The following is a 25,624-nucleotide window of genomic DNA, read 5'->3' on the forward strand; positions in this document are numbered from 1 at the left end:
TCGGAAATATGGGTGATGGTAGACTCTGGCATGTGGCATATCCCTTTCTCGGCTGAGAATTGACGGCGTCTGAACACCGCCATGATATGCCGCCCCTCAGGGCATCACCAACTTCCGCGCATTTCTCGGCTGACGCCCGCTCACCCCACCCCTGACAGTTTTCAAATCCTGTTGATCCGCCTGCCATCCTGTCAGGTCCGAGAAAACCGGCAAGCGCCGCCTTTGGCGTCGGTTCCGGTCGAGAATTCCGGTTCCTCCCACGCGCAGGCGCGCGGTTCCCTCCCAAATTCACGCCCTCCACCCGGTTGTCACGGCCCCGCCAGGCCGCAGGACGGGCTTTGCCCTTACCTGCTCTGCCCTTCGGAATGCATGGGCATTCCAAAGATCAGAACAGGAAGGCCCGCCCATTGGCGGAAAGGGGAAGAGACCCGGCCCGCGTCCTCAAAGGAGGGTCACAAATGACCGCAGAGAAGTTTGACGTTTATTCCCATGTTACCAACCAGATCATCGCGCAGATCGAGGCGGGAACGCCGCCCTGGCGCAAGCCGTGGACCGGTGGCGGGGCATCAGTGAGTTTGCCGGAACGGTTCAACGGCGAGGCCTATCGGGGCATCAACATCCTGATGCTTTGGGCCACCGCGATGGCCAAGGACTACAGCTCAGCCCGCTGGATGACGTTCAATCAGGCCAAGCAGCTTGGGGGCCATGTCCGCAAGGGCGAGAAATCCGCCACGGTCGTGAAATACGGCACTGTCGAGCGCGAGGACGAGAGTGGCGAGGAACGCCAGATCCCCTACGCGAAGGCTTACCGCGTGTTTAACGCAGATCAGATCGAAGGTTTGCCCGCTGAATTCTACATCCTGCCCGATCCGCCCCGTGATCTTGGCACCGTCGCTGATCCGGCGTTGGAGGCATTCTTTGCCGCGAGTGGCGCGCAGATCGACAGCACCGAGGAGCCGCGCGCCTATTACAACATCAAGACCGACCGAATCCACATGCCGCCGATTGCAACCTTCCACAGGGCCGCAGGATATTACGGCACCTTGGCGCATGAGTTGACCCACTGGACAGGGGCGACAAAGCGGCTGGACCGCTTGGGCCGGTTCAATGATCGCAAGGCATACGCGTTCGAGGAGCTGGTCGCGGAAATTGGCAACTGCATGCTGTGCGCGCAGATCGGGGTGGAGCCTGAATTCGACCAGAGCGCTGCCTATGTCGAAGGATGGCTGGAAGCGATGAAGGAAGACAGCCGCGCAATATTCCGCGCCGCGTCCGAGGCGCAGAAGGCTGTGGATTATATTATGACCCGAACCGCGCAGGCCGATAGGATGGCCGCCGAGTAACAGCCCGCACCGCCGCAATGATCGAGGCCCCCGTCAGCAGGCGGGGGGCTTTTTGCGTTGCGGCGTGACTCTGTGCGGGGCGGTTTCAGGGTGACCTGTCGGCGGGCAACCTGAAGGCCACCCGCCGACAGGCCCGGCGCTTCGCGCGGACGGGCATGAAATGCCCGGAAGCGGGGGAATTCCAGATCGGCGAAAACCGTTTAGCGCAAACCTAGCCGATCGCTTGGACGGAGTTCGCCAAACGCTTCTCTTGGCTATGCATTGTTGTGTAGAAGCGCTCTTCGATCCCATACAGAATAAGCTTTAACTGTTGGTCCGTTGACAGCTCGAAGCACTTTCCGTCGGCGGTAAGGGTGACACCCTCCTTGCAGTAGTTTTTGATATATTCGACAAGGTTTTCCCGCTGTGCAGCAGGCATTGCCTGAAGCGTATCGGTAACAAGAGCAAGCCGTTTTCGATTAGGCTTGGAAACTGAGCTATGATCGTATGGTTTCACTAGCTGAATAAATTCAGAATTGAGGAAAGCTTTCACCTCTGCTTCGGTCGCCTCCTTATATAGCTGGTCGATCCCCGGAAATATTGAAGAAACGGAAGCTATGTCCCTGAACAAAAGAACATCGCTGCCTTTAATAAACACGGCATCCGGAACGGATTTTACAACTATCCTGTTCGCGCTTTCTTCTAGGTGCGCAGCCTCCCCAAACTGGATAATCTTGCGCGTGATAAAAGATGATGGCGTAACCTTCTGAAAATAAATGTCTTTTCCTTGGGTGCTGATTATGCAAGAAATGTCCCGAAATTTACCTTTGCTCAGATCGTCGTAATCCTTGGTGTCGAGATCTCCACTTAGTTCGCCAATGTAAAACTCTTGCTCGCTGAATTTTTCGATCTTAAACCATGCATCCTCGTCCAGATTGTGGTCCGGATTGTAGTCCACCATAGATACTGCAGTCGGGTCGAGCGTTGGATACAGTTTCGTATCAGACAGAAGTTTTTTGTAAGGATTCTTTCTTAGGCGTTTCACACGCACCAGTACCTGATCCATTCTATCTCCTTTCAATAAAGGTGTAGTCATTTATCCGTCGTGCCACGGGTATTATAACTGTGCTGGGCTTTTTATACCTCTCGCGGCTTATCAAGAAGATAGTTGTGCCAGATTGAGTTTTGACATTGTAGAATTCGTACCCAAAAAGAAGAAAGATAGGATTGAAATAGAGGGCTTGCGAAAGGAAAGTGAAGACAAAAAGAATCCCGTAAACGAAGATGAGCGCTTGCCAATCCGAAATGCTCAGCGCGACAAAGAAATAGCCCAGGTAGCTAGGAAGAAAGCTGTTGTTCGCGTGCTCAATGGTTTCTGTTTCGCCCTCTTTGAACTCATCTTTGCCGAGGAAGCTGGACAAAGCCAAGCTTAACCAGGTCAGCAGAACCGGCGCTATGGTGTAGGCGAGATATGATAGATAGTCAGGCATGCCCACCGTTACCGGATGGGGATAAAAATATTTAACTGAAAAGTTGTTCTGAATGCAGAAAATGATGACCAGGAGAGATGTTGCGTTGAACGTAAGCAATAGCCTGAAGGCAATATTTCCCATGTTATGCGTCTGCCTCCTTACATAGGTTCTATCAGAAGATGAGGGAATGTCAGGGTAAACAATACAAGTGGGCGTCTCACAGCCGCTTTTTCTTTTCCGGTCAGAAACGGTGGTAAGCGCCGGTGACAAAAACGTACGGGTTTGGGCCCATACTGCGCTGCGGAGAACGTCCGGAAGGAGCCGATTCTGTGGAATACCGAAGCAATAGCCCACCAGGAGCATCCGGATCAGCAGCTCGGGATCGACTGACGGACGGCCCGTATGGCTGTAGAAATCGGCGAGATAGCTGCGGATGCTGCTCAAATCCACGAACCGGTCGATAGATCGCAGAAGATGATCTTCAGGGACGTGATCCTCCAGCGAGAACTCGTAGAACAGCGCCGGCTGCGCCTCCTGTCGCGGTCCCATCATCGCCGACCCTCCCACCCATCAAGGGAATTGAATCAGCGAGATGCCCCTCGATCAAGCGAGAGTTTTTCAACGAAATAAGCCCAAATCCGCTATTCAGGCGGACCTCACTCCGAGTTCAGTCTCTATTTGTTTTCGCGAATAAGGCATCGTGATGATGCCGAGGCATCCCACGACCAGTGCCACGCCAACCCATCCAAGGACTGGCAAGCGCTCGCCCACGATGATCACGGCCAGAACTGCGGCAATGACAGGCTCCAGCAGCGTAATTGTGGTTGCCATGCTAGCTTGCACACGAGCAAGGCCATAGCCGAAACACAGATATCCTAGGAACATTGGCACGGCAGCCATGTACATCCCGACTGCCGCATTTTCCCACGACGCAAGGAATGGCCCGCCTGTCGCAACAAGCACTGGCATCAGCAGAAGGCCACCAAGCCCGAAGGTTGCTCCCATCGCTACGGATGACCTCATGCCTCGGAGCATCATCCTGCGCGCGGTCCAAGAGTATAGGGCGTAGGTTAGCCCCCCGATAAGGCCTAGGGTCACACCAAGAGGAACGTCGTTCCCGCCGACCACCTCGCTATGCGACGCGCTTTCCGCCACACAGATGAAAGTCATACCAATCAGTCCGACCAAGGCTCCGATGGCCAAACGTGCCGTCAGACCTGCCCGATCCAAAACATATTCAATAAGAGCTGATAGCAGCGGTGCGGACCCGATGGTGATGACGGTTCCAATCGTCACGCCCGCCAACCTCATCGAACCATAGAAGGCCAAAGGATAGGCTGCGACAGCAACCGCCCCGATCACGAGCAGCCTGCGTTGATCCCATAGTACTGCGCGGGAACGGCTGATGCCGCGCAGAGCGATCAAGGCTTGCGCGATCCCACCGACCCCCATTGCTGCCGCGCCGATGGCGGCAGGGCTGACATCTGGCGCAAAGGTTGCAGCAGTCCCGGTTGTGCCCCAGACAACGGCTGCGAACAGGATCGCGACAACGCCCCCGACATATCCTGGCGTCATGTCAAAGCGCCTTCAGCATGTCGGACACCATGGCCCGCGCCGATATGACCCTTGCGCTGTTGCCCTCAAGTCCTGCCCGCGTCATGGCTCCTTCCAGCAAGAAGGCGATGTGTGCTGCAAGGCTAGACACACGGTGAAAGTCATCTGGCACAATCTCGGAAAGATGCTGAGCGAGGATGTTTTCTACCTGTTCCTTGTGCCGCCGAACGGCCACGCGACCGGCATCGCCCGCCTCAAGTTCGGCCGCCGCATTTAACAGCCCGCACCCGCGAAACCCATGCTCATAGGCGTGTTCAGCGTGATCCTGATAGGCGTCAAAGACGGCTAGGATGCGTTCTTTCGGATGGGATGCCGTAGCTTCTCGCGCGGCGTAAAGCGCCAGCCATTCCGCATGTCTCGCTTCGATATACTGGTTCACCAGATCAGCCTTCGAGGCGAAGTTATTGTAGAGGCTCTTTTTCGCCACCCCCGCGCGTTCCACGATGGCGTCTATGCCGGTCCCGCTGATGCCATGATTGTAGAATAGGATCATCGCGGCCTGCATGAGGCGGTCGTGAGCACTACCTTTCGGTGTGGCGTCTGGCATGGCCATCAAATTCCCCTAATTTGTAGGTAGATCGGTATACCTACAAAACGGAGGTGGGCACAAGAGCGAAGTCCGTGGTGCACGAATGTCGCGAATGTCCGCTCAGCGGACATAAACCTCCTGCCAGAAGGTGTGCGCCAAAAACGGTGGTAAGCGCCGGTGATAAAAACGTACGGGTTTGGGCCCATACTGCGCTGCGGAGAACGTCCGGAAGGAGCCCATTCTGTTGAAAAACTCTTTGCCGCAACTGCAAATTTTGGGAATGTGGGAAACCGTTCTCCGAGGAGCGGACTGCGCTCCTTGACGCCTTCAAAATTAGAGTAATTCGAAATTCTGTTCTTCCAATCTGACCCCCACCCGCTGTCTGAGGGTTTTTCAACACAATCCGCCCAAAGCGGACCGGATCGGCAGCGGTCGGAGTTATCGCTTTCGATCCGATTTTGCCTTCATTGCGCTGCGGACGAGCTTGCCGAAGGCGCGGTCCTTTTCGCGGCGTTCCGCGAGGCTGGCAGAGTTGAAAGCCTCCTCGGCTTGGAGCTTGCGCCAGCGGGCGAGCCGTTCAGGGTCGAGGCTGTCGTCTTCGATGGCGGCCAAGATGGCGCAGCCCGGCTCGGTCTCATGCCGACAGTCGGCGAAGCGACAGCGAGCGGCCAGCGCCTCGATATCCTCGAACACGTCGGCGATGCCGGTCGCGGCGTCGGTCAGTTGAAGCTCGCGCATGCCGGGCGTGTCGAGGACGAGGCAGCCGCCGGTGGTGGCGTGCAGTTCGCGTCGGGTCGTGGTGTGCCGGCCCCTCGCATCGTCGTTACGGATGCCCTGGGTGGCGATGTCTTGCGTTCCAAGGAGTGCGTTGGTGAGGGTCGACTTTCCGACCCCGGAGGAGCCGAGGAAGACGATCGTCCGTCCCGATTTGCACCAGCTGGCCAGCGCCTTCGCCGGCTCTTCGCCACGGGCGTCGAGCGCCACGACTGGGACCCGCTCCGACACCTTCTGTGCCTCTTCGACATAGGGCGCGGGGTCTTCGGCGAGGTCCGCCTTGGTCAGCAAGATCACCGGCTCGATGCCAGCCTCGAAGGCCATTGCGACGTAGCGCTCCAGTCGCGCCACGTTGAAATCCTGGTTGCAGGAGGTGACGACGAAGACGGTGTCGATGTTCGCCGCGATCAGCTGCACCTCTCGGCCCGTGCCCGGCGCGCGGCGCTTGATCAGGCTCTTGCGCTCCAGCACGCGGCTCGACCGTGGCCGTGCGCGGTTGAGTAGCAGCCAGTCGCCCACGGTTGCGTCGGGCCCCGGCGGGATCGTCTCGTCGATGCCGTCGCCCGCCACCTGTAAGCCGCTGCGATGCACGGCGACCACGCGCACAGGGGGCGTCGCGGTCAGGGCGTCAGTGTCGATCTGGCTTGCGAAGGTCGGGCCCCAGCCTAAGCGCTCCAGCGCTGTGGGTTCGCGGCGCGCCGGAGTGCCACCCGGCATGAAGGCAGAAAAATCGCGGATCATCGGCCTACCAAAGCGCCGGATCGTCGAACGCGGCGACGCAGTGCGCCGGCCCGCTGAGGGGCGTCAGCGGCGCGCCGGTCAGGGACTGGGCGATCCAGCCCTGCGGCTGGCCGAGCGGCTGTGGCGCGGGAACGACGGTCTCCAAGACGGGCCTGAACCCAGCCCGGCCATAGAAGGCCGGGTCGCCATATGTCACGGCGATGTCTACGCCCTCCTGCCGGAGCGCGTCGAGACCATGGGCGATCAGCCGTTGCCCGATACCCTTGCCCTGATGCGCCGTGGCGACCGCCACGGGGGCCATTAGGAAGACCGTGCGCGGATCGCCCGTGTAGGTGAGGCGGGTGAAGAAGATGCCACCGAGAAGCGCGCCGTCCTCCCAAGCGGTGAAGACGCGCAGATCCTCGGTCGACGTCTCTAAGATCAGGCGGCGCGCGAGGGCGCCGATCAACGCGCCTTCCTCCGCGCCCTCCAAGGCTGTGAAGGCGGCCGCGAAGATCTCCACAATTGCTTTGGCGTGGGTGGTGTAATCTGTTGAATAGTTCATGTCTTGATCCTCTCTGGTGCCGGGCTGGGTCAAAGCCGCTCCAGCACGAACATCTCGTAGCCAAATTGCCCGCGCCCGGCCTCCAGCACAGCGATCTCGCGGCGCAGGTCGTCAAGGACACGGGCACCCGCAAGACGCGGCTCGAGCGCGTCGAGCCGCGCGGCGAGCGGACGGTAATAGGTCTCCATCCCCTCCAGCCCGATGTCGAAATGGCCAACGACGCTGTAGCCCGCGCGCCTGGCTTGTGCTGCGTGGGTCGCGGGCGTCGCCATTGCGGGGTATTCCGCGGTCCAGAAGGCGCGGATGGCCTCGTCGGGCGTGTCGGTCCGCCAGACCATGTCGGAGAACACGAGCGCACCGCCGGGCCGGATAAGCGCCCGCCAGGCCGCAAGCGCCTTTTCCACTCCGAGAATATAGGCGCTGCCTTCGGACCAGATCACATCCCAGGGACGCTCGGGCGCGGGAAGAGTGGCCATATCGACGTTCTGCACTTCGATCCGATCGGCAAAACCGCCCGCGTCAATCCGCGCGCGCAGCTTGTCCAGCGCGCCTTCGGCCGTGTCGGTTGCCATGATGCGCGCCGTGGTGGCATCGGCCAGCGTCATTGTCGCCATGCCGGGGCCGCAGCCGATCTCGAGGATCGTCTCGGGCTCGAACGGCACCATTGTCAGCGCCCGGCGTGTCGCTTCGGTCGTTCCCGGGCCCCACCAGTCGAGGTCGGCGAAAACCTCCATGAACCCGGCCATGTAGGCGTCGTGGGTATTCATGTCCTTGGACACCAGCGCGACCAGCCCCGCCTCCGCGCTGGAAAAGCCCTGCGACATGAGCCAGGCGCGGTGCAGATCGGGCGCGACGCGCTCGACCTCTTCGTGCCAGTCCTTGAGGCTCGACTGTCCCAGCAGAGCCGCCAGAAGGTCGCGCGACCGCGTCTTCTCGGCGATCTCCGCGTTTAGCACGGCGAGGCGCTGTCCCAGCATGTCGCGGTCGAGCTTACCATCGAGACAGGCCTGGCATTCCTGAAGGCTCAGTCCGCCGGCCTGAAGCTGCTGCATCAGCCGCAGCCGCTGTCGGTCGGCGTCGGTGTAGACGCGATAGCCGTTCGCCCGGCGCTCGCTCTTCAGTAGCCCAAGCTTCTCGTAATAGAGCAGTGTCGCGCGCGAGAGCCCTACGCTCTCCGCCAATTCCGAGATCTGATACATCCGCCGCCGCCTTGTTCACTCACACCGATTCTCGACCGTCAAGAACTTCCTAAGGTGTAAAGCTATAGACAGGTCAAGTTTGGTGACGCTGAAAGTCGGCTTCGTCCGCACACCGGACATAAACCTCCTGCCAGAAGGTGTGCGCCAAAAACGGTGGTTTTTGGAACAGTGAGAATGCCCTTTTGGGGCCACACCGATACTTGTAGCACAGCAATCAAATTGCACCTTCAATCCGGAATTATCGCTCCAAAATGCTTTAACTTGTGTTCCGGTTCGACATGGATCGTGATCTTGGCTCCATCCAAGAGATCTTTCAGAGAATTCTCTATCCGGTCGCAGATTTCATGCGATTGAAAAACCGTCGTTTCACCGGGCACGACCAGATGGAAATCAATAAATATTGCCGGGCCTGCGTGTCGTGTCCGAAGATCGTGTGCTTGCATTGCGCCATCCAATTGTGACGCGATAACATTACGGATCGCGTCAAGTGTCTGCGCTGAGACGGCCTCATCCATCAGGCCGCTCAGGGACTCTTTGACGATTTTCGAACCTGACCAGAGGATGTTGACAGCCACGAGTGCGGCCAATGCCGGATCCAGTATCCACCATCCTGTTGCGACAGCCAGAATAACGCCAGCGGCAACCCCGACAGAGGTAAGAACATCCGTAATCAGGTGTTTTCCATCGGCTACCAAGGCTGGTGATTTCTGGGCTCGTCCACGCGTGATCAGCACCCAAGCCCATAGCCCGTTTATGACTGTTGCCGCCATGTTCACAAGAAGCCCTGCTACTGGGGCGTCAAGCATGACTGGCTGCATGAAGCCGTGGTAGGCCTCACGAAAGATCAGCAGTGCGGCAACGATGATCATTACACCTTCGAGGACAGCACTGAAAAATTCTGCCTTGTGGTGTCCATAGGGGTGATTGGCATCAGCGGGTTTGGCCGCGATATGGATCGCGACGAGCGCGGCGAACGCTGTTGCTACATTGACCGTGCTTTCGAGTGCGTCTGATAAAAGTGCGACCGAACCAGTTATCCAGTAGGCGAGGGCTTTCAATCCCAAGACAGCAAAGCCGACGAAAATACTGCTAATTGCAAGCTTGATATTGGTCATGTTGGCCGCTCCTCCAGTCCTGATCACGGCAGTTAGTTTGCGCGATACAGTGATGCAAGCCGCTGACTTTGCGAGTGAAAGTCATGTTCAAATTTATCTATATTTTTATAGCTGGGATGCTCCAAAAACCCTCGTTTTTGACCGCGCGCACTGCCCTGCCTAGGATCAACCGCTTAGCTGGGACAAAAACCTCCGGCAAAACCTTTGCGGTTTTGGCAGGTTTTTGTCACACTGAGGCATGATCATCGGATATGCCCGCGTCAGCACTGACGACCAGAGCCTAGATTCACAGACTGATGCCCTCTCGGCAGCCGGTGCCGAGAGAGTCTTCGCAGATAAGATCAGCGGATCAAGGCGCGCCCGCCCGGAACTGGACAGAATGCTGGAGCAGCTCCGGGACGGCGACGTTGTGACCGTCACGAAGTATGACCGCCTGGCGCGCTCGATGAAAGACCTGCTGGAGATTGTCGAGACGATCCGCGCGCGCGGAGCCGGCTTCCGGTCCCTGGCTGAGGACATCGACACGACGACGCCGGCTGGCCGTCTTGTGTTCCATGTTTTTGCTTCCATTGCCCAGTTCGAGCGGGAACGGATTTCAGAGCGGACCAGAGAAGGTCTGGCATCCGCCCGCAAGCGGGGCCGGATCGGAGGAAGGCCCCCTGCCCTGTCGCCCGCTCAAAAGGACGAGGTGCGTCGTATGCGAGATGAAGACCACCGTGCCATCTCAGAGATTGCCCGCTTGTTCAAAGTCAGCGAACGAACAGTGCGACGAGTTTAAGAAACGATTTCGGCGAAGTTTGGTAAGTATTTGTAATATCTTTGAAAAGAACGTATTTGATGCTCCAGGAGATCGAAGCCAAGCTCCTGTACTCTAGCGCGGGTCAAATCCTCCAAGCATGGCAACTCGGCTTGAAGGGTGGCAACTTCCTTTAGCGTCATCGGCGGAGCCTGGATCATCTCATCGACGATACCCTGCCACTTATGATCCGCGATGACAGCTCGTGCTGCTGGTGCTGTGCCAAGAGCTGGTAAGACACCGCCGACAGTTACCATTCCAACTGAGTCGAAGTATGGAATCTTAAAGGAACGAATGAACCCCCCAGGACGAGCGTTGTCGGCGACGACCGAGCTTAGAAAATCCATTGTCAAAGATGCTAGCGTTTGCGGCAGGTTCTCTTGGTTGCAATCCTCGCGACTGAGTTCGTCAGGAACTACTGGACCCAAGATGTCAGCCACGCGCCCGGGACGCTGCGCAGGCTTTCCATAAGCATTTTGTGTGGCACTAAACGTAAACAAGACGATGCTGTTTGGTGGTGCGTTGAGCAATAGCCACCGCATTTCTTCCACCTTTTCCTCATCCAAAGCGCCATCATAGTCGAGCCACACGATCCATGGCCTGGCTTGGTATTCCCCTTGGTTCAGAAGTTCTGGAAGTTTGTCTTCGGATCGTCCTTCGACAACACTTATTGACCGGTAAACCTTGTTAAATTCTGCGCGCCGAAAGCCAACGTCGTTGGCCTCGATCGATATCATCTCATCAATTTCCAGTGCTTTGTGAGCCATCACAAAGTCAGTGAACCATATCGACCCGAACCCTATATATAATGAGTTTTGCAGGGCCATGGCGTCGCTAAGAGCTTTTAGCCCATGAAAAACAATGCCGCGTTGCACACTTTTACTCGGCCGAAGGCTGTAGTTAATCGAGTCGAAGGATGCCATTAGTCTTCCCCGACCAAATCAGCGTAGGCATATTCGAAAGACTGAAGCCCAACCTCTTTGTAGGGCATCCGGATATTCCCCATTGCGGTAGCCAGCTTGAGCAACCTTGGTTTTGGTACGCTGTATAAAACATTCGCTTCTGGAACCCGTTTCTTCGTCGCAACCTGCGGCAAAACCACTGCCGGTTGTGCGGCGACTTCATAGATGGGCACTGATTTGGCTTCCTGCTCCTGCCCTACAACCTCGTCTCTTTCTCTTTGCCTTCGGGCATTGGTGTAGGCGATCCAAGCCTTCGAAGGTTCGCGCATGTTAGGGCGATAGCGTCGATAGAGTTGGGAAGTCGCGTCAACACTTCTTTTCGTTGTGGTCAATGGAAGAAGATCGGCTCGCCGCGAGGAAAAAATGATCAACCCCATAAATCCAGTGTATTGGGGGTGCCATATAGGCCAACTCTCCGTACCCCATCCGGTTAGCGTGGTCTTGTCCGCAGCCAGAACAATCCTGCCGTTACAGACGACATACCAACCAGAGCGGTTTTGGTCCTCGTCCCAGTCGCCATCTGGATCACTGTCCTCCGGGGGAATGGCCTCCATACCAGCAAGAACTTCTACATAGACCTTTTCGCCCTCTATGTTCTCTTCGAAGCTGGCTCTCATGGGCGAAAACTCTCCGCCCTGTCGTAGCTCGATTGCCCAGCCGTTTATCGATTTTCCTTCTACCTCAATAGTCAGGCCGCGATGTAGATGAAGGGCGTAATCGCGTGCAATCGCCCTGCGAAGATCTTGGATGAATCTTGGACTTTCAAAAGATTGGGCTGCCGCTTCGTTGAGGTCTGTCACATCTATTTGGACACCAGGCGCGGCTAGATTGTCTGCTCCTTCGATGTCAAAATCCCAGTTGCCATCGCCAGCCGCCAGCCAAGCATTCACGTCGACAGGAACACGAAACGACATCAAGCCGCCATTATCAGTGAATGTGCTTTTAATACCAATTTTAGAGCCTATTTTGAAAACGGCTCGCTTCATTCCGATGCCGTATACGCCGATGCTGAAGTTTTCGGTTTCTGCGTCGTCCTTGCGGCCAAAAGTGAACGCGTAATTGGCAGCATCGTCTAGCGAGATGCCTCCGCAATTATCATGAATTGAGAATCTATCTGGCTTAATTTCGATGCTTATCTTGTATGCTGAGAGATCAGTATCATCGGCCAAACTCATTGGTCGACCACCAGCCAGCTCCCAAGCCCCGTCGATGCTGTTGTCGATCAGATCAAAAATACAGTCTTCTAAAGTAATGTCCCGTGTGATCATCCTGACAAAGAATGCCTTGGTCGGGTTTGCACTCGCTTTGGATTTGTCACCTGGTATCATGTAAAACTCCCCAAAACCAATGATATAGAAATCACGATAAGGGCAATCTATCAGTCTCGATAGTCCCGTATCGCGTCAGGGTTGAGCTTTTTCGCCGGGACAAGCCGATAGTGCCGCTCTTCCACAACCTTTACCTCATCGTCCTGCAAGGTGAGCTCGAACAGCGCAACCACCTGTGCTTCCATGAATTGCGCGGCGATCGCTCTGCTCCGCATGCCTGGGAACTTCTCTTCGACGAAGCGAATGTCTTGGCTCGTCTGTACGATGCCAATCTGATCCTTGCCACCTTTGGCCTGCACGGGGATGACATAGTGGCAGCCACGCTTGTCGAGCCCGACATAGAGCTCGTCGATCTCGATCTGCCCAATCCCTTTGACCGTTGTACGAAGGTGGTTCTGAAGGCTGTAGGTCGTGAGGCTCAAGAATGTGTCGATCAGCCGGTTGTAGCGCACGATAGCCAAAAGCGCCTGCTCGTCGTCGAGCGCATAGGCCCGGATCAGCTCGGGCGTAGCATCGGGAATGTTGATCGTCACCAAGTCTTCGCGGGGTAGGACGCGATTGATCTTGACCAGGCGAAACTTATAAACGGCACGCCCTGCGAGTTCGATCACCCATTCCATACCCTCGGGCTGGGTATCAACGATGCGCTCGGGCAATGCCGACCGAAACCGAAAAGAGTAGAGCACGTCGCCCAAGTTCTTCGGGAGCTTGATGTCCAAGGCTTCAGCCGCATCTTCGATATCGGTGCGGGCGAATTGGAGTTCGGTTGTTCTGTCACTGTAGCGGTCGAAGAAAATCTTCTCGACGAGAGCGCCATAACGATTGGGCGACTTAGCCATAGGCTACCCTCCCCGCATTGATCTCTTCCTCGATCTGTTCCTGCGTGCGCTTCTTCGCCCCGCTCTTTCGGTCGCGCTTGCTTGGCGGTGGTGTGATCCCGAAGCGGCGCGAGGCTTGTGAAAGGTCGAGCGTCAAAAGCTTTTGGTCACCTAGTGATAAAACTTCTTCAGGCCTAGTGGGCTCGATACCCAGAGCTTCGATCATCTTCGCGGCTATCGCCCTGGCTAAAGGCGGCGGGACCGCGTTGCCGATCTGGCGCGCACCATGCCACTTGGTAGCATGAAGCCGGAACCAGTCAGGGAAACCATGTAAGCGAGCCATCTCGCGAACGGTGATGCAGCGCGCATGGCGATAATGGATAGGTCGCGGGCTGGTGAAGGCCCCCCTCGCTCCGTCTGTTCCCGCACGAAGCGTGTTGGAAACTCCGCCTTGCGGGAGCTTGAAGAACCGGCTGATTGGCTCAACAGCCCCTTCTTCTGTTTGGCCAAATCGCCGCCGTGAAATTTCCGTGTGTTTAGTACGCGCGCTCGATGTCAGAATCTCGGGACTCCACTCGCGCATATAGCCAAAATGCCACGCGTCGTTCTTCAGCCCGCGAAGGCCAGCCGCGTAGACGGATGGTTCACCAAAACGGTTTGTTTTGACCGCATCACTAACATTCAGCGTTTCGAAGGAGTCGGCATCAGGAAGATCCCCGATCGCCTCGGCGCAAGACGGCCCATAGACCAACTCAGGAAAGAGCTTTGGCCGACCGGCAATGTTCGTCATAGGGGTAGGATAGTCGGGAAGCACCCCACCCTTCTTTACACCCATGAGGATGAAGCGCTCGCGCGACTGTGGTGTGCCATAGTGACCGGCATTAAGCACCTTCCACGGCAAGCGGCACTCGTAACCAACCCGCTCGAAGGCCTCCACCAGCTCCTTCAGGAAGGTCTTGTGCCTACCAACCGTGAGTCCTTTGACATTTTCGAAGACGAAGCTTTCCGCGTCGAGCTCATCCACGAGACGTACAAAATCAAGAACTAGCTTGTTGCGAGGGTCGTCGAGCGCTCTGTGACCAATCAGGGAAAAGCCCTGGCATGGCGCACCGCCGAAGACACAATCGATCTTATTTCCCTCAAGGCCAGCACGTTGTCTAATTTCTTCGCCGGTAAGCTCAGCGACCGAAGCGGGGATCACAGTGGTTTCTGGGAAGTTGAACTCGTGAACGGCACAATGCACGGGATCGATCTCGATCGCGGCCCTCACATCAAAGCCTGCTTGCTCGAAGCCGAGGCTCAGCCCCCCTGCCCCTGCAAAAAGATCAATTCCGATTGGTCGCATTGCGCTTATCTTTCTCAACATTTGCCTAGCATCACACCCTTTGGTTAATGCGATCCTTCATATTTTTCCCACATCAGCTCGATCAACTGGCCTTGCGTGACACCGAGTCTTTCAGCTTCTGCTGCAATGGCTTCCCCTACCCAAGGAAAAACCTTGGGGTGTAGTTGATGCGTCCGGGGACTGGGCTTGCGGCCAGGCTTCTTGCGAGGTGTCCTGTCTAAAAACCCCCTCGCCTCTCCGACCTCATCCACGCGCCGGACTTCTTCAACAGTCGTATCCTTGGGGCGTGCCTTCAATCCTGCAAGTCTATTTGAGCCGCTCATAAACAGCCTCCGCGAATGCTTGGGCGTTGATCAACGCCTTATCCACTTTTCCGCCTGTCATCATCTCAGGGTCGTTCATCATCGCGGTCAGATCGCCGCCATAGGCAAACAATTCCGAGAATGCCGCGCGTGCTACCAAGGATGGCTCGATCACGTCGATCCCAGCTCCTCTGAGCTGTTCCTCCAATTCCTTTTGGACGCGGCTTTTGACTGCAGCGCTGGTTTTGGTCAAAACCACGGCATGTCGGATCGAACGTCCGAGCGCCTCTTCTTCCTCTCGCACCAATGCCAGGGCTTCGGAACCGATCTCTGCGTCGAGAGCGGTCGGCTGCATCGGAACAATAACCAAGTCGGCTTGTGAAATCGCACGGCTGACCAGCTGTGATGCGACGCCTTCCAAGTCCACAATGACGATCTTGCCGTCGCCATCAGCACTCCGAATAGTGGGAACGATCTCTGAACGGCCGATCTCGCTCTTGAGCGTCACGCCAGCGGGCAATCCATGTGAAGCCCATCTGGTCAGAGATTTGTTCGGGTCGCAGTCCAACACTGTGACATCCGCTCTCATGCGCGCGAATTCTGACGCAAGCAGTACGGCGCATGTGGATTTGCCGACCCCCCCTTTTGGGCTTGCCATGACGATGACGGGCATTGCTCGATCCTGCTAGTTTTATGTTACCGGATTTATATCTCTTACCAGAAAAAATTCCAATACCTGAATTTAATCTATAACCGGTTTTATTTCGCATACCGGTTTTTAATCTCATGGCCTCCCGCGTTTCTCAAACCACTTCCGGCAAAACCCGACAAAAGCTCGATCAGCATTGCGAGGGGGCTCTACGCACCAGCTGCGCCATTCCTGTTCAAGAAAACGTACATCCCATCCAGGAGCAGCATGGCGCGCTTCTTCGTAGGTATCGGACTGCAAAGGCGGAATGCTGCCCTCTACGATCGAAGTAGGTGACATCGTGCCACGATTGGTGAAAACCACCATGTCGGCTTCATCCTCGAAGGTGACGTGGTAGTCCGGCAAGTGGTCATGCTCTACAAGCTGCCGGATCATCTGCCGGAAGCGCTTCTGAGGGCTTTGAGAACCAGTCTTGAGAAGCAGTTTAGCCAGTGTGATGCGCCAGTATTTCTGTTGGCCACAGTGTTTACGAGCAATTTCATACACCCGCCGTTCAATGGGCTTGCGCAGACGGAAGTAGTCCTTATGCAGAGTCAGAACTTCTTCGTTGCGTATCGCGTTAAAGACCCAATCCGACAGCTTCACCTCACACCAGAGCAGACGACCATCGAGACCATGCTTGCGGCGGATTGAGGAAGCGTCGATCAGGCCGAACCCATCGACCTGTTCTTCGTCCCCGGTCACAATGTTCGTCCTGATACGGGTTCCTTCAAGACGGTCCAGGGCATCGAGAAGGGACTGATACTCTCGGCCACTTGTACCGCGATTTGTGAAGATAAGCAGCTCTCTGGAATTGATCCGAACACGGGGCGAAACTGGAAGGCCCTCTTTCAGTTTCGCCATGATCTGGCTAATGCAGTAGATCAAAATATCTTTGTCGTAGATCGTTGCGAGACCCTTCACACTAGGCGTGATCTGCAGCCACTTATTGCCATTCTCGTATCGCTTGATCGTCGTTTCCGGCTTCTTTGAAAGCGAGTAGAACGGATGCTCCATATGTTGCATCACGTCCTTCAACACAGCGTCAGCCACATCGCAGATGAAGAGGTCATGCTGCGGGTGACGATCCGGGAGGAGCGGGGCGAGGGCGTTCGTGTTATCAGTTACCATGGGCCCACATTCGTGGTTTTAGTTACCACAGTCAAGATTCGTGTTATCAGTTACCCAAAGCAGGATTTCAGTTACCAAGATTCGTGTTATCAGTTACCGAGGATTAGAAGAAGTCATTAAATTTCAAACGACTAAGAGTAATCTTCTCACCCGTAACACAGATTCTAACACATATATAACACCCAGCCTGTCAAGTTGAGACAGTCACTGACAGCACTTCACCCATCACCTCTGATAGAACACACACGCATCAACACCCGTGGTTGTCGTCGTCCAGGACGCTCCAAGAACAGCGCATGTGGCCGCGTTGTTGGCCAAGAAACGAGGAAGCGTCACCGTCAGCACCAAAGCCAGAACCACTGCACCCAGACCAAACCAGGGCAGGCGGCTTTTGAGGCGCTCCGCTTTCTGTTCGCGTTCGAACACCTCTCGATAGGCTTTGGACCTGTCATCTTCAGATTTGGCCAAGGCCACGATGGTTTTTTCTGTCTGGACGCCAAGGTGTCTGACAATCTCGGTCATCGCGTCTGCGGTTGCCCCAAGGTGGCTGTTGAGGGTCTGACCCAGAAGATCCCCGTAATTTTTCGGATTGGTCTGGTCACGTGCGGCGAAGGCCGCGATCCGCGCTTCCGTCGCAACCTTGATCTGCTTGTCCGCCACGGCGGTCAGATCGTCGATCCTGTCGGACATGCTGGCGACAGCCGTTGCCATCAGATCGAGCGTTTCGCGCAGATCATCGTCGGAGAGAGCAGGGGGGTCGGGTTGGTCTGGCATCGGGAGGCGTCCTTCGGATTACTGGTCCTGCGGGACGAACAGCCCCTTGAACTCGGGATCGGTGTAGTAGCGCAGCTTTTGGGCCACGGCGGTGGCTTGCCCCTGCACGCGCAGGAGCTGGTTTTCCGGGCGGAGCTGCATGATTTCATCTGGGGTCAGCAGATCGCGGCCCGTGAGGTTGTTGCTGAAGCTGGGGCCGTCACCGGGCTTGAAGCTGTCGGTTTGGAACCCGGCAGTTTCCTGACCCATCATCTGGCTCAACCACTTGGCCGTCTCGAAGTCATTGACCCCGAAGACCTGCTGCACCCCGGCATTGGCAATGAAGGTGCCCGCGCGTTCGCCGTAGAGGTCCTTGAGCTGGCTCATATCCTGTAGGATCGGCCAGAGCTGTAGCCCATAGCCCGCCATCAGCCCCATGGCGCGCTCCACGGCCTCCAGGCGGCCCAGGGCGGCAAACTCGTCCAGGAGGAACAGCGTGGGCGTCTTAAGGCGCTGTATGCCCCCCTGAGCGCCTGCAGGGTCGCTCTGGGGCCTCACGGACGCTTCTGCGTCCCGTGCGATGTCCTGGAGGGCCTGAGAGACCAGAAGGCGCAGCCAGCGGCTGTAGGCGTCCATCCGGTTCGGTGGCAGCACCAGAAACACCGAAGCGATCCGGTGGCGCAGATCGGAGAAGTGGAAATCCGACTGCGAAAGAACCCTGGCAATACGCGGGCTGTCCAGGAAATGCGTGTGGCGCTGCGCGTTCGACAGCACCGAGGCGGCTTCGCGATCCGCCTTGCCGAGGAAGCGGTTGGCGGCGCGGGCAATCAGCCCGCCCGCCGCATCGCTGTCCTGCATCAGCTCCAGCAGCGCGCGCAGCTTTTCCGGGGGCAGGGCGAGATATTCCCGGACGGTGGCAAGCGTCCGGCGGTTGCGGTCCTCGTGGCAGACGCAGAACATGATCAGCCCGCCGAGGATGGCCTTGGCCTCCTCGTTCCAGTGTGCTTCCGTCACCTGTCCCGGCGGGTCCATGACCAGCGCCTCTGTCAGGGAGGCCGCATCCTCGCCCAGATCGAGGCTGTCCGGTGCCAGCCGGTCGAGCGGGTTGTAGGCAGCAGACGGCATCCCGGAGACCTCAAACGGATCGAGGACGTGGACCGTTCCGAACCGCCGCCGGGCTTCCCCGGCGATACGGGCGTTCTCGCCCTTGGGGTCGATGACCAGCACCGAGCGTTCCGCCGCCAGCAAGTTCGGGATGACGGTGCCGACACCTTTCCCGGCCCGTGTCGGGGCGAGGGTGATCAGATGGGCGGGGCCGTCATAGTGCAGCAGTCGTCCGGTGTGCGGGTTGCGCCCGATCAGAAGGCCGTCTTCCCGCTGGAGCTTCTTCAGCTCCTTGCGGTTGGCGAAGCGGGCGGAGCCGTGGCTGTCGCCGGTCAGCCCGAAGAAGGCATCGGCCCCGGAGGCCATGCGCCAGTACTGGAACCCGAAGACAACGCCTATGAGCATGAACGGCCCAAAGACCAGCCACTGCCATGCGCTTTCGCCGGGCGGTTGGTCGAAGAAGGCGAAGACGAACGGCGTGGCGACAAGTGCCCCGATCATCGCGCCGAACAGGACAGCGCCGATCATCCAGCCCAGTAGGATGGGCGTGAAGATCAATCGACCGAAGAGCCGGAACAGCCCTCCGAAGACAAGCATCACGCCCCGCATCAGGACGATGTGTCCGGATCAGAGCTGGATGGGGCAGGGGAGGGCATGTTCCAGTCGGCGAAGGCCTTGCGATCCTGTTCGCGGGGCAGGTTGCGGATCAGCCGGTCGAGCATCGCGGCAGCCCCGGAATCCCGTTCCGCCAGATCGAGGAGCGCACCGCCCAGGATCACCTTACGCCGCGTGTCGAGTTTGCGCTGTCTGGTACTTTCCCTGTTCTTCAGCGCTTGGAGCCGGGCCTTGGCCTGGGCATATCGTTTCTCGGCGCGCTCAAGTTCTGTTTCTGCCAAATCTCTACCCTCGCCACCAAACATTCTTGTGGTTGAAGTTGTTCTTGCCAGATCAACCGATAGCGCTTACCCGTAGGCCTGTAAAGGACAAGGGCGCACTTATGCAAACTCTTCACCTGCGGTTCCGAGATTTGCGTGCGATCTCTCTGGAGCAAAGCCCCGGCCGATGGCCATCCCCTTCGCTGCGTGCCGCCGCGACATGGAAGGGCGCGCTGCCCCTTCCAAACCATCCCAGCCCAACCTCAGCGGTTGGATCGCGTCCCGCCCGATGCCCCACGGTGGGGGTCGGTCTGCCGCTGGCGTCTCCCTTGCGGGAGGTTCGTGTCGGTGCGAACGCGCACCCCGGCAAACCTGACGGTGCCGACACGAACCGGGTTTGCCCCCAGCAAACCGCCAGTGATCTGTCCCCATATCCCGCCCCCCATGAGGCTGGGGATCTGGGGGCAGATCACTGGCAAGCCCGCGCGTCGGAGAGCTGTTGGCTCGCCTCAAGCGGGCTGTCTTTTCCAGTCGTACCGCGCCGGGGCAGGGCGCGATCCATCGGGGAAAAGACGGCTCACCCGGTGGCCCATGTCGGGGCCTGGGCCGGGGTCAGCAGCGGCGCGCGTCGGTATCGTCTGCATCAGAGGGCGGGGTAGTCAGCATGGCCAGCTACCACCTCTCCGTAAAGACGATCAAACGCAGCGCCGGGCGCTCCGCCACGGCGGCGGCAGCCTACCGTGTCGGGGAGCGCATTGAGTGCCAGCGCGAAGGCCGTGTCCACGATTACACCCGCAAGCAGGGCATCGAGGAGACCTTCATACTGACCCCGAAGGACGCCCCCGACTGGGCCTCGGACCGGTCCCGCCTCTGGAACGAGGCCGAGGCCAGCGAGACTCGCCGCAACTCCGTCACCGCCCGCGAATGGGAGCTGGCCCTGCCCTCCGAGATCAGCGCCGAGGCCCGGTCGCAGATCACCCGCGACTTTGCCCAGGAGCTGGTCAGCCGCTACGGTGTGGCCGTCGATGTTGCGATCCATGCGCCCCACCGCGAAGGCGATCAGCGCAACCACCATGCCCACGTCCTGACTTCCACCCGCAAGCTGGAAGCCGGGGGCTTCACCACCAAAACCCGCGTGCTTGATTCCGCCAAGACCGGCGGTGTCGAGATCGAGCAGATGCGCGGCCTCTGGGCCGAGTTGCAGAACCGCGCGCTGGAGCGTGTCGGGGAGGTCGAGCGCGTCGATCACCGGTCGCTTGAGAAGCAGCGCGAGACGGCGCTGGATCGTGGTGACAAGCTGACGGCCGAGGAGCTGGATCGCGACCCCGAGCTGAAGCTGGGGCCAGCGGCTAATTCCATGGAGCGGCGCGCGAAAGCTGTGGCTGAGCGTCAGGGCCGGGAATACGTCCCCGTTACCGAGCGCGGGGCCGTGGTCCATGCCGCCCGCCAGGCCCGCGCCGCTTTCCGCGAAATGCGTGAGCGGCTGGATATTGCGCGGGAGACTTACGGCATCGAGCGCGAGGCGGGGCAGGGCCGCGTCTCTGCCGGTCTGGCCGCACTCAGGGCCGCGACTGCGAAAGATCGCGACGGACGCACATCGGACGATATCCGGGAGCGGTTGTCGCAGGTTGTGGGCCGGTCGCGGGACCAGGACGACACGCCGAAGCCGGAAGGCCGCAATTATGCGCGCGAGCGCCTGAAGGCGATCATGGAGAAAGACGCCGGTCGCGATGGCCAAGCGGCGGTTCACAAGCTGGACGGGTACAGCGAAAATGACCTTGGCGAAGACACAAGCCGCGAGGCGCGCAAGCCGTCCGTCAACGAGCGGCTGAAGGATGTGCTGAACAAACCGCGCGAGCGGCTAGAAATTGAGGACGAGCGCGACCAGGAGAAGGATCAGGAGGTCGAGAAGGATAGGGACATCGACCGTGATCCAGGTCTCAGTCACTGACGAGGCGATGAGAGGTCGTTTCCCCATTCTTCATGGGAATGCTCGCCTGAGAGAACCCGACACCAACAAGGAATGAAATCACGCCGGTTGCCGTCTTGAATTCGCGCACCCTGATCGCATTCTGCGTCACTCGCGTTCTGGCAGTGACAAGGATTTTCTCCTGCCCATCACTCCCAACCGTCCGCATGATCCACAGGCCGTACCAGCTTGGTCCCTTGCGTTCAGGATCGGCTTTGCACAGCACTTCGACCGTGTGTCCCTCCTGAGCAAGTCCCCGAAGGCCTTGTTCGGTGGTGACGTTTAGTTCGAGGTCAATCGTCTGGTTCATCGCGCATACCAACAGAAACAATGATGGTCGTCTTGTGCCTGAATCTAACGAAGGCATCAATCGTATATTATCGATGTAGATATGGCTCGATAGAGTTCAGTGATCCCGGCAGTGCGCCGGTATCGCTTTGAGCGATAGACAGGACAGGTGATCGACGGGCTGACGCGAGATATCGGCAAAAGTTGGTGACGCTTGATCAGGCGGCAGCTTGAAGTTGGCGGAGCCCGTCGCGGAACTCAACCCCTTGGATGATCTCTGGCAGGCGGTTTCGACCGTCGAGTTTGCGCCATTTCTTCTGCGCCGAGATCATCAGCTTGAAAGCCATGGCCAGGCCGGTCTGTCGGCTGAGGCAGCCCTTGGTGCGTTTCGTGCGATGCCGGACGGTCGCGAACGTGCTCTCGATCGGGTTTGACGTCCGGATGTGTTTCCAGTGTTCCGCAGGGAAGTCGTAGAATGTCAGCAACGCCTCGCGGTCCTTGACCAGCTTGGCAACCGCCTTGTCCCATTTCACACCGTAGGTTTCGATGAAGAAGTCGAAGGCCGCGTTCGCCTTGGCCTTTGTCTCGGCCTGCCAGATGTCGTGCAAATGACCCTTGGCCTTGGCTTGGATGGATTTCGGCATCGCGTTCAGCACGTTCATGGTTTTATGCACCCAGCAGCGCTGCTCCTTGGTGGTGGCGAACACCTCGCGCAGTGCCGCCCAGAACCCCAAGGCACCGTCACCGATGGCCAGCTTTGGTTCCTGTGTCAGGCCGCGGCGTTTGAGATCGAGCAGCAGCTCGCGCCAGCTTTGGGTGCTTTCTCGGAAGCCGTCGGTCATCGCCAACAGCTCCTTGCGGCCATATTCATCCGCCCCGACAATCACCAGAACGCATTGTTTTTCCTCAGCCATGCGTGGCTTGAAGTAAACCCCGTCGGCCCAGATGTAGAGAAAGCGCCGATTGCCGAGGTCACGTTTCTGCCAAGCCTCGTAGTCTGCCCACCAGTCAGCCTTCAGCCGGGAGACGGTCTTGGCGGACAGGCCCTTGGCGTTCGGACCCAGCAGCGCTCCCAGAGCTTCGGTGAAATCGCCGGTGGACACGCCCTTGAGATACAGCCAGGGCAGCAGCTCCTCGACCGATTTCGCCTTGCGCAGATACCGCGGTAGAATGCTTGGCGTGAAGGTGATCTTGTCTTCGCCAGCACCCCGATCCCGCACGCGCGGCACCTTCACGGGCACCGGGCCAATGCCGGTCATTACCTCGCGTTCTGGGAGGTGACCATGGCGGACCAGGCGCGCGCGCCCGTCCTCAAGCATGTCCTTGGAAAACGCGGCCATGAGATTGGCCAGCTCCGCATGGATCGCCTGTTCGATCAGCTTGCGCGCTCCATCGCGCAGGACGTCAGTGAATGGGTCGGAGCCAAATCCTGATGGATCGGAAATATGGGTGATGGTAGACTCTGGCATGTGGCATATCCCTTTCTCGGCTGAGAATTGACGGCGTCTGAACACCGCCATGATATGCCGCCCCTCAGGGCATCACCAACTTCCGCGCATTTCTCTGGGCAAAGAGGTAATTGGCCGTATCTGCGAAGGCGGTGAAGACGACTACCTTGCGGTTACCTGCGTTCAGCGGATTAGCCATCTTGCCTTCAATTTCGGCTATTAGGTGTTGAAGTTTGGCGTCGTCCGCTGGCGTGACACGCTCCATTTCGGCAATCAGGGCGTCGATGATAATCTTGTCGGCCGCCAGCTCGTGCTTCCATGCCTTGATATCCATGTCCGCCAGATCAATCTTGATCTTCTTCCCAACAGAGAAGTCTGCGAAATCGTCGTCCTCTTCAGCGGTGCGCTCGAAGTCGACATTCAAATCACCCACAAGTCCGTCGCCCCCAGATGCTACGAACCGATCGATCGCTTCCAGCGTGCGCCCAATGTTCCCTGAAAGGGCACCAAGGGTCTTGCGGAAAGCGTAGACAGAGCTTTCCAGCCGCTTGAGCAGGTTGGTCGTCATCAGAGCTTGTAGGCTTTTCTCGCGATCTGCCTGCTTCAGCGTGCCTTTACCACCATCGGTCTTGGTATCATAAAGGTCTTCATATTTTTTTAGCCTGCTGGGCTGGATGTAATTGACTGGGGCATATACTGCCATTTTGAGCGCACTTAGCTGCGCAAATATGTCGTTAAACCCAATCACGTCTAATCGATGGGTGATAGGCAGGTGGTGCGACAGCGGCTTTAACCGCGTTGGGAACCTCCCGATGTCAGCGGTGTCGTAGAAGGTCTCGATATGTTTGCGAGATCGAGCGATTGTCACCGCGTCCAAAAGTTCAAAGAAATCAAAATCTAATGCGCGTAGGATCGAAGCAGGGGTTCTCTGACTAGGAGGCAACTCGGACCAGATGTTGAATGCCGCCTGAGCACGGCGAAATATTTCTTCTACGCTGGTCTTGGTCTTGAGGTTCTTACTGAGCGCGTCCGAATGTCCTTCATAGGCCAAAGCCAACTGGTTTCGCAGATCCGTGAAGCGGTTATTCACTGGCGTGGCTGATAGCATCAAAACCTTTGTTTTCACCCCCGCCTTGATGACCTTCTCCATCAATCGCTGGTATCGAGTTTCACGGTCCTTATATACGTCGTTGTTCCGGAAGTTGTGGGACTCATCGATGACAACCAGATCGTAATTTCCCCAATTTACACGATCGAGACGCATCCCGAAAGATTCACCTGATGTCCGAGATAGGTCAGTGTGGGACAGGACGTCGTAACGGAACCGGTCTTTTGCAAAAATGTTCGTGGTCAGATTTGCATTGTAATTTCGCCAATTGTCCGCGAGCTTCTTGGGGCAAAGGACGAGCACGTCTTTGTTGCGCAGTTCGTAATATTTGACGACAGCAAGGGCCGTAAAGGTTTTTCCAAGGCCAACACTGTCCGCAAGAATACAACCGTTGTAGGTCTCAAGTTTGTTAATGATACCGACAGCGGCATCTCGTTGGTAATTGAACAGCTTTTTCCACACCAAACTTTCCTGATACCCAGTGCGATCCTTTGGCAAAACGTCTTCATCGATCTCGCTCAAAAAATCACTGAATAGATTAAAGAGGATCATGAAGTATACTCGTTCCGCTGAGTTTTCCTGATATACCGCCTCGATATACTCCAATACTTCAGTAGTCACGTCGTTTAACTTTTCATCGTCGTTCCAGATTTGGTCAAACAGATTCAGGTAAGTTTGCGCAAATTGAGGCTCATCCATTACTTGTGTGTAATTTGAAACTGCGTTTCCTTGTTGATATCCTAGATCAACAGCGGTGAAGCCAGAGAGCGGCATGTAGGCTGTATGCGCTCCGGTTTTCTGAATATGTGCAAATTGCTGCATTGGACCAGAGGTAGCGTTTGATTTAAAACGTGCCTTCCTACGTATCCAATCAGCGCACTCACGGGCCACTGCCCGCTGGGTCATTTTGTTGCGCAATTGGATTTCGAACTCGCTACCCGACAGAACACTACTGGAGCGCCCATTCGGAATGAAAAATTGGCGCTTCTCTTTTTTGATGCGATCAATCGCGCCGTTTGCCACAAATGTCGGTTCAGTGAAAAGGAACTCAAATTCGTCCAACTTTTCCAACTCGGACCTTAAGGCCTCAAAAGCGTAGATCGAAAAACAACCCGCAGCGACACGGAGTTTCGTCCCCCCAGTTAGCTCGCGCTTGAGGTCGTCGCCCAAGAGGGTCGTAGTGTTGTCGATTATCCGCAAAGTTGAGCTCCATTACCAGATAACGTTGACTTATCCACACCTTATCTGGAAGGCGTAAATGTGCAATGTGATCAGCAACTTTGGGCCGGTGATTCCGTGCGCCCTTCAAGCTTGGCTAAACATGAAAAATCGACCCTGACCTGCCTCTGGGTCAAGATCCATAAGCAGAGCAGAACCTTGGCGGCGAGGGCACAGGCAA

General features: G+C 57.3%; 23 protein-coding genes and 1 pseudogene. 3 read left to right on the plus strand and 21 right to left on the minus strand.

The genetic code is table 11. The annotated features are described in order from the left end of the window. Positions 1-458: 458 nt before the first annotated feature. A complete protein-coding gene (locus DDE20_RS17710; RefSeq protein ID WP_116559866.1) occupies positions 459-1,343 on the plus strand; it encodes an ArdC family protein in 885 nt (294 codons plus the stop codon). A gap of 211 nt (positions 1,344-1,554) precedes the next feature. Here DDE20_RS17710 and DDE20_RS17715 read toward each other — a convergent pair whose 3' ends face one another. From DDE20_RS17715 to DDE20_RS17755, 8 genes and pseudogenes are all read right to left on the minus strand, one after another. Next, positions 1,555-2,388, minus strand: coding sequence for an ATP F0F1 synthase synthase (locus DDE20_RS17715; RefSeq protein WP_116559867.1), 834 nt, complete (start codon positions 2,386-2,388; stop codon positions 1,555-1,557). Between the two features lie 721 nt (positions 2,389-3,109). Then, positions 3,110-3,346 (minus strand): annotated as a pseudogene (locus DDE20_RS17725) (transposase); the annotation flags it as partial. 93 nt (positions 3,347-3,439) lie between these two features. Beyond that, positions 3,440-4,369: a DMT family transporter gene (locus DDE20_RS17730; RefSeq protein WP_116559868.1), complete on the minus strand. Its 930-nt coding sequence runs from the start codon at positions 4,367-4,369 to the stop codon at positions 3,440-3,442. A gap of 1 nt (position 4,370) precedes the next feature. Continuing rightward, positions 4,371-4,961, minus strand: a complete 591-nt coding sequence (locus DDE20_RS17735; protein ID WP_205961704.1) for a TetR/AcrR family transcriptional regulator — start codon at positions 4,959-4,961, stop codon at positions 4,371-4,373. Between the two features lie 414 nt (positions 4,962-5,375). After that, positions 5,376-6,452, minus strand: a complete 1,077-nt coding sequence (gene rsgA / locus DDE20_RS17740; protein WP_116559869.1) for a ribosome small subunit-dependent GTPase A — start codon at positions 6,450-6,452, stop codon at positions 5,376-5,378. A 4-nt stretch (positions 6,453-6,456) separates the two neighbouring features. After that, complete coding sequence (locus DDE20_RS17745; RefSeq protein ID WP_116559870.1) at positions 6,457-6,996, minus strand: GNAT family N-acetyltransferase; 540 nt, start codon at positions 6,994-6,996, stop codon at positions 6,457-6,459. A 29-nt stretch (positions 6,997-7,025) separates the two neighbouring features. Further along, a complete protein-coding gene (locus DDE20_RS17750) occupies positions 7,026-8,195 on the minus strand; it encodes a MerR family transcriptional regulator (RefSeq protein ID WP_116559871.1) in 1,170 nt (389 codons plus the stop codon). Positions 8,196-8,422: 227 nt separating this feature from the next. Next, positions 8,423-9,310, minus strand: coding sequence for a cation diffusion facilitator family transporter (locus DDE20_RS17755; protein ID WP_116559872.1), 888 nt, complete (start codon positions 9,308-9,310; stop codon positions 8,423-8,425). A 238-nt stretch (positions 9,311-9,548) separates the two neighbouring features. Between DDE20_RS17755 and DDE20_RS17760 the strand changes: the two genes are divergently transcribed. Beyond that, complete coding sequence (locus DDE20_RS17760) at positions 9,549-10,088, plus strand: recombinase family protein (RefSeq protein ID WP_116559873.1); 540 nt, start codon at positions 9,549-9,551, stop codon at positions 10,086-10,088. Here the strand turns inward: DDE20_RS17760 and DDE20_RS17765 are convergent. The 10 genes from DDE20_RS17765 to DDE20_RS17810 form a co-directional block, all read right to left on the minus strand. Further along, the gene (locus DDE20_RS17765) at positions 10,085-11,029 is read right to left on the minus strand and encodes an O-methyltransferase (RefSeq protein ID WP_116559874.1); all 945 of its coding nucleotides are present in this window, start codon (positions 11,027-11,029) and stop codon (positions 10,085-10,087) included. The genes DDE20_RS17760 and DDE20_RS17765 overlap by 4 nt on opposite strands. Next, complete coding sequence (locus DDE20_RS17770; RefSeq protein WP_116559875.1) at positions 11,029-12,396, minus strand: ATP-binding protein; 1,368 nt, start codon at positions 12,394-12,396, stop codon at positions 11,029-11,031. Before DDE20_RS17770 ends, DDE20_RS17765 begins: the two co-directional genes overlap by 1 nt. 50 nt (positions 12,397-12,446) lie before the next feature. Continuing rightward, a complete protein-coding gene (locus DDE20_RS17775; protein ID WP_116559876.1) occupies positions 12,447-13,235 on the minus strand; it encodes an endonuclease in 789 nt (262 codons plus the stop codon). Next, positions 13,228-14,559, minus strand: coding sequence for a DNA cytosine methyltransferase (locus DDE20_RS17780; RefSeq protein ID WP_116559901.1), 1,332 nt, complete (start codon positions 14,557-14,559; stop codon positions 13,228-13,230). Before DDE20_RS17780 ends, DDE20_RS17775 begins: the two co-directional genes overlap by 8 nt. A 44-nt stretch (positions 14,560-14,603) precedes the next feature. Next, positions 14,604-14,882, minus strand: coding sequence for a chromosome partitioning protein ParB (locus DDE20_RS17785; RefSeq protein ID WP_116559877.1), 279 nt, complete (start codon positions 14,880-14,882; stop codon positions 14,604-14,606). Beyond that, a complete protein-coding gene (locus DDE20_RS17790; protein ID WP_116559878.1) occupies positions 14,866-15,534 on the minus strand; it encodes a ParA family protein in 669 nt (222 codons plus the stop codon). The genes DDE20_RS17785 and DDE20_RS17790 overlap by 17 nt, the downstream gene beginning before the upstream one ends. A gap of 111 nt (positions 15,535-15,645) precedes the next feature. Next, positions 15,646-16,680, minus strand: a complete 1,035-nt coding sequence (locus DDE20_RS17795; protein WP_116559879.1) for a replication initiator protein A — start codon at positions 16,678-16,680, stop codon at positions 15,646-15,648. 225 nt (positions 16,681-16,905) lie between these two features. Next, positions 16,906-17,454 (minus strand): hypothetical protein, encoded by a 549-nt coding sequence (locus DDE20_RS17800; RefSeq protein ID WP_116559880.1) that lies wholly within the window; start codon positions 17,452-17,454, stop codon positions 16,906-16,908. 18 nt (positions 17,455-17,472) lie between these two features. Next, complete coding sequence (locus DDE20_RS17805) at positions 17,473-19,134, minus strand: type IV secretory system conjugative DNA transfer family protein (RefSeq protein WP_240608218.1); 1,662 nt, start codon at positions 19,132-19,134, stop codon at positions 17,473-17,475. Between the two features lie 11 nt (positions 19,135-19,145). After that, on the minus strand, positions 19,146-19,433 hold the full coding sequence (locus tag DDE20_RS17810) for a mobilization protein (protein ID WP_116559902.1): 288 nt from the start codon (positions 19,431-19,433) through the stop codon (positions 19,146-19,148). 643 nt (positions 19,434-20,076) lie between these two features. Between DDE20_RS17810 and mobQ the strand changes: the two genes are divergently transcribed. Then, positions 20,077-21,363, plus strand: a complete 1,287-nt coding sequence (gene mobQ, locus DDE20_RS17820; protein ID WP_116559882.1) for a MobQ family relaxase — start codon at positions 20,077-20,079, stop codon at positions 21,361-21,363. On the opposite strand, the gene DDE20_RS17825 is transcribed toward mobQ, so the two are convergent. The 3 genes from DDE20_RS17825 to DDE20_RS17835 all read right to left on the minus strand — a co-directional run bounded on the left by DDE20_RS17825 (position 21,353) and on the right by DDE20_RS17835 (position 25,425). Then, positions 21,353-21,691 (minus strand): hypothetical protein, encoded by a 339-nt coding sequence (locus tag DDE20_RS17825; RefSeq protein WP_116559883.1) that lies wholly within the window; start codon positions 21,689-21,691, stop codon positions 21,353-21,355. The two genes, mobQ and DDE20_RS17825, sit on opposite strands and share 11 nt — an antisense overlap. 196 nt (positions 21,692-21,887) lie before the next feature. Further along, positions 21,888-23,138, minus strand: a complete 1,251-nt coding sequence (locus DDE20_RS17830; RefSeq protein WP_116559884.1) for an IS256 family transposase — start codon at positions 23,136-23,138, stop codon at positions 21,888-21,890. Positions 23,139-23,202: 64 nt separating this feature from the next. Next, positions 23,203-25,425: an SNF2-related protein gene (locus DDE20_RS17835; RefSeq protein ID WP_116559885.1), complete on the minus strand. Its 2,223-nt coding sequence runs from the start codon at positions 25,423-25,425 to the stop codon at positions 23,203-23,205. Positions 25,426-25,624: the final 199 nt, after the last annotated feature.

This window comes from Pararhodobacter oceanensis (assembly GCF_003076755.1).
GTDB classification, from domain to species: domain Bacteria; phylum Pseudomonadota; class Alphaproteobacteria; order Rhodobacterales; family Rhodobacteraceae; genus Pararhodobacter; species Pararhodobacter oceanensis.

Coding starts and splice junctions, on each gene's coding strand:
- DDE20_RS17770 (WP_116559875.1), bottom strand. CDS start 12,396: ATGATACCAGGTGACAAATCCAAAGCGAGTGCAAACCCGACCAAGGCA.
- DDE20_RS17790 (WP_116559878.1), bottom strand. CDS start 15,534: ATGCCCGTCATCGTCATGGCAAGCCCAAAAGGGGGGGTCGGCAAATCC.
- DDE20_RS17745 (WP_116559870.1), bottom strand. CDS start 6,996: ATGAACTATTCAACAGATTACACCACCCACGCCAAAGCAATTGTGGAG.
- DDE20_RS17830 (WP_116559884.1), bottom strand. CDS start 23,138: ATGCCAGAGTCTACCATCACCCATATTTCCGATCCATCAGGATTTGGC.
- DDE20_RS17795 (WP_116559879.1), bottom strand. CDS start 16,680: ATGGTAACTGATAACACGAACGCCCTCGCCCCGCTCCTCCCGGATCGT.
- mobQ (WP_116559882.1), top strand. CDS start 20,077: ATGGCCAGCTACCACCTCTCCGTAAAGACGATCAAACGCAGCGCCGGG.
- DDE20_RS17710 (WP_116559866.1), top strand. CDS start 459: ATGACCGCAGAGAAGTTTGACGTTTATTCCCATGTTACCAACCAGATC.
- DDE20_RS17755 (WP_116559872.1), bottom strand. CDS start 9,310: ATGACCAATATCAAGCTTGCAATTAGCAGTATTTTCGTCGGCTTTGCT.
- rsgA (WP_116559869.1), bottom strand. CDS start 6,452: ATGATCCGCGATTTTTCTGCCTTCATGCCGGGTGGCACTCCGGCGCGC.
- DDE20_RS17780 (WP_116559901.1), bottom strand. CDS start 14,559: ATGCGACCAATCGGAATTGATCTTTTTGCAGGGGCAGGGGGGCTGAGC.
- DDE20_RS17800 (WP_116559880.1), bottom strand. CDS start 17,454: ATGCCAGACCAACCCGACCCCCCTGCTCTCTCCGACGATGATCTGCGC.
- DDE20_RS17760 (WP_116559873.1), top strand. CDS start 9,549: ATGATCATCGGATATGCCCGCGTCAGCACTGACGACCAGAGCCTAGAT.
- DDE20_RS17735 (WP_205961704.1), bottom strand. CDS start 4,961: ATGGCCATGCCAGACGCCACACCGAAAGGTAGTGCTCACGACCGCCTC.
- DDE20_RS17730 (WP_116559868.1), bottom strand. CDS start 4,369: ATGACGCCAGGATATGTCGGGGGCGTTGTCGCGATCCTGTTCGCAGCC.
- DDE20_RS17805 (WP_240608218.1), bottom strand. CDS start 19,134: ATGCTTGTCTTCGGAGGGCTGTTCCGGCTCTTCGGTCGATTGATCTTC.
- DDE20_RS17825 (WP_116559883.1), bottom strand. CDS start 21,691: ATGAACCAGACGATTGACCTCGAACTAAACGTCACCACCGAACAAGGC.
- DDE20_RS17715 (WP_116559867.1), bottom strand. CDS start 2,388: ATGGATCAGGTACTGGTGCGTGTGAAACGCCTAAGAAAGAATCCTTAC.
- DDE20_RS17785 (WP_116559877.1), bottom strand. CDS start 14,882: ATGAGCGGCTCAAATAGACTTGCAGGATTGAAGGCACGCCCCAAGGAT.
- DDE20_RS17775 (WP_116559876.1), bottom strand. CDS start 13,235: ATGGCTAAGTCGCCCAATCGTTATGGCGCTCTCGTCGAGAAGATTTTC.
- DDE20_RS17765 (WP_116559874.1), bottom strand. CDS start 11,029: ATGGCATCCTTCGACTCGATTAACTACAGCCTTCGGCCGAGTAAAAGT.
- DDE20_RS17750 (WP_116559871.1), bottom strand. CDS start 8,195: ATGTATCAGATCTCGGAATTGGCGGAGAGCGTAGGGCTCTCGCGCGCG.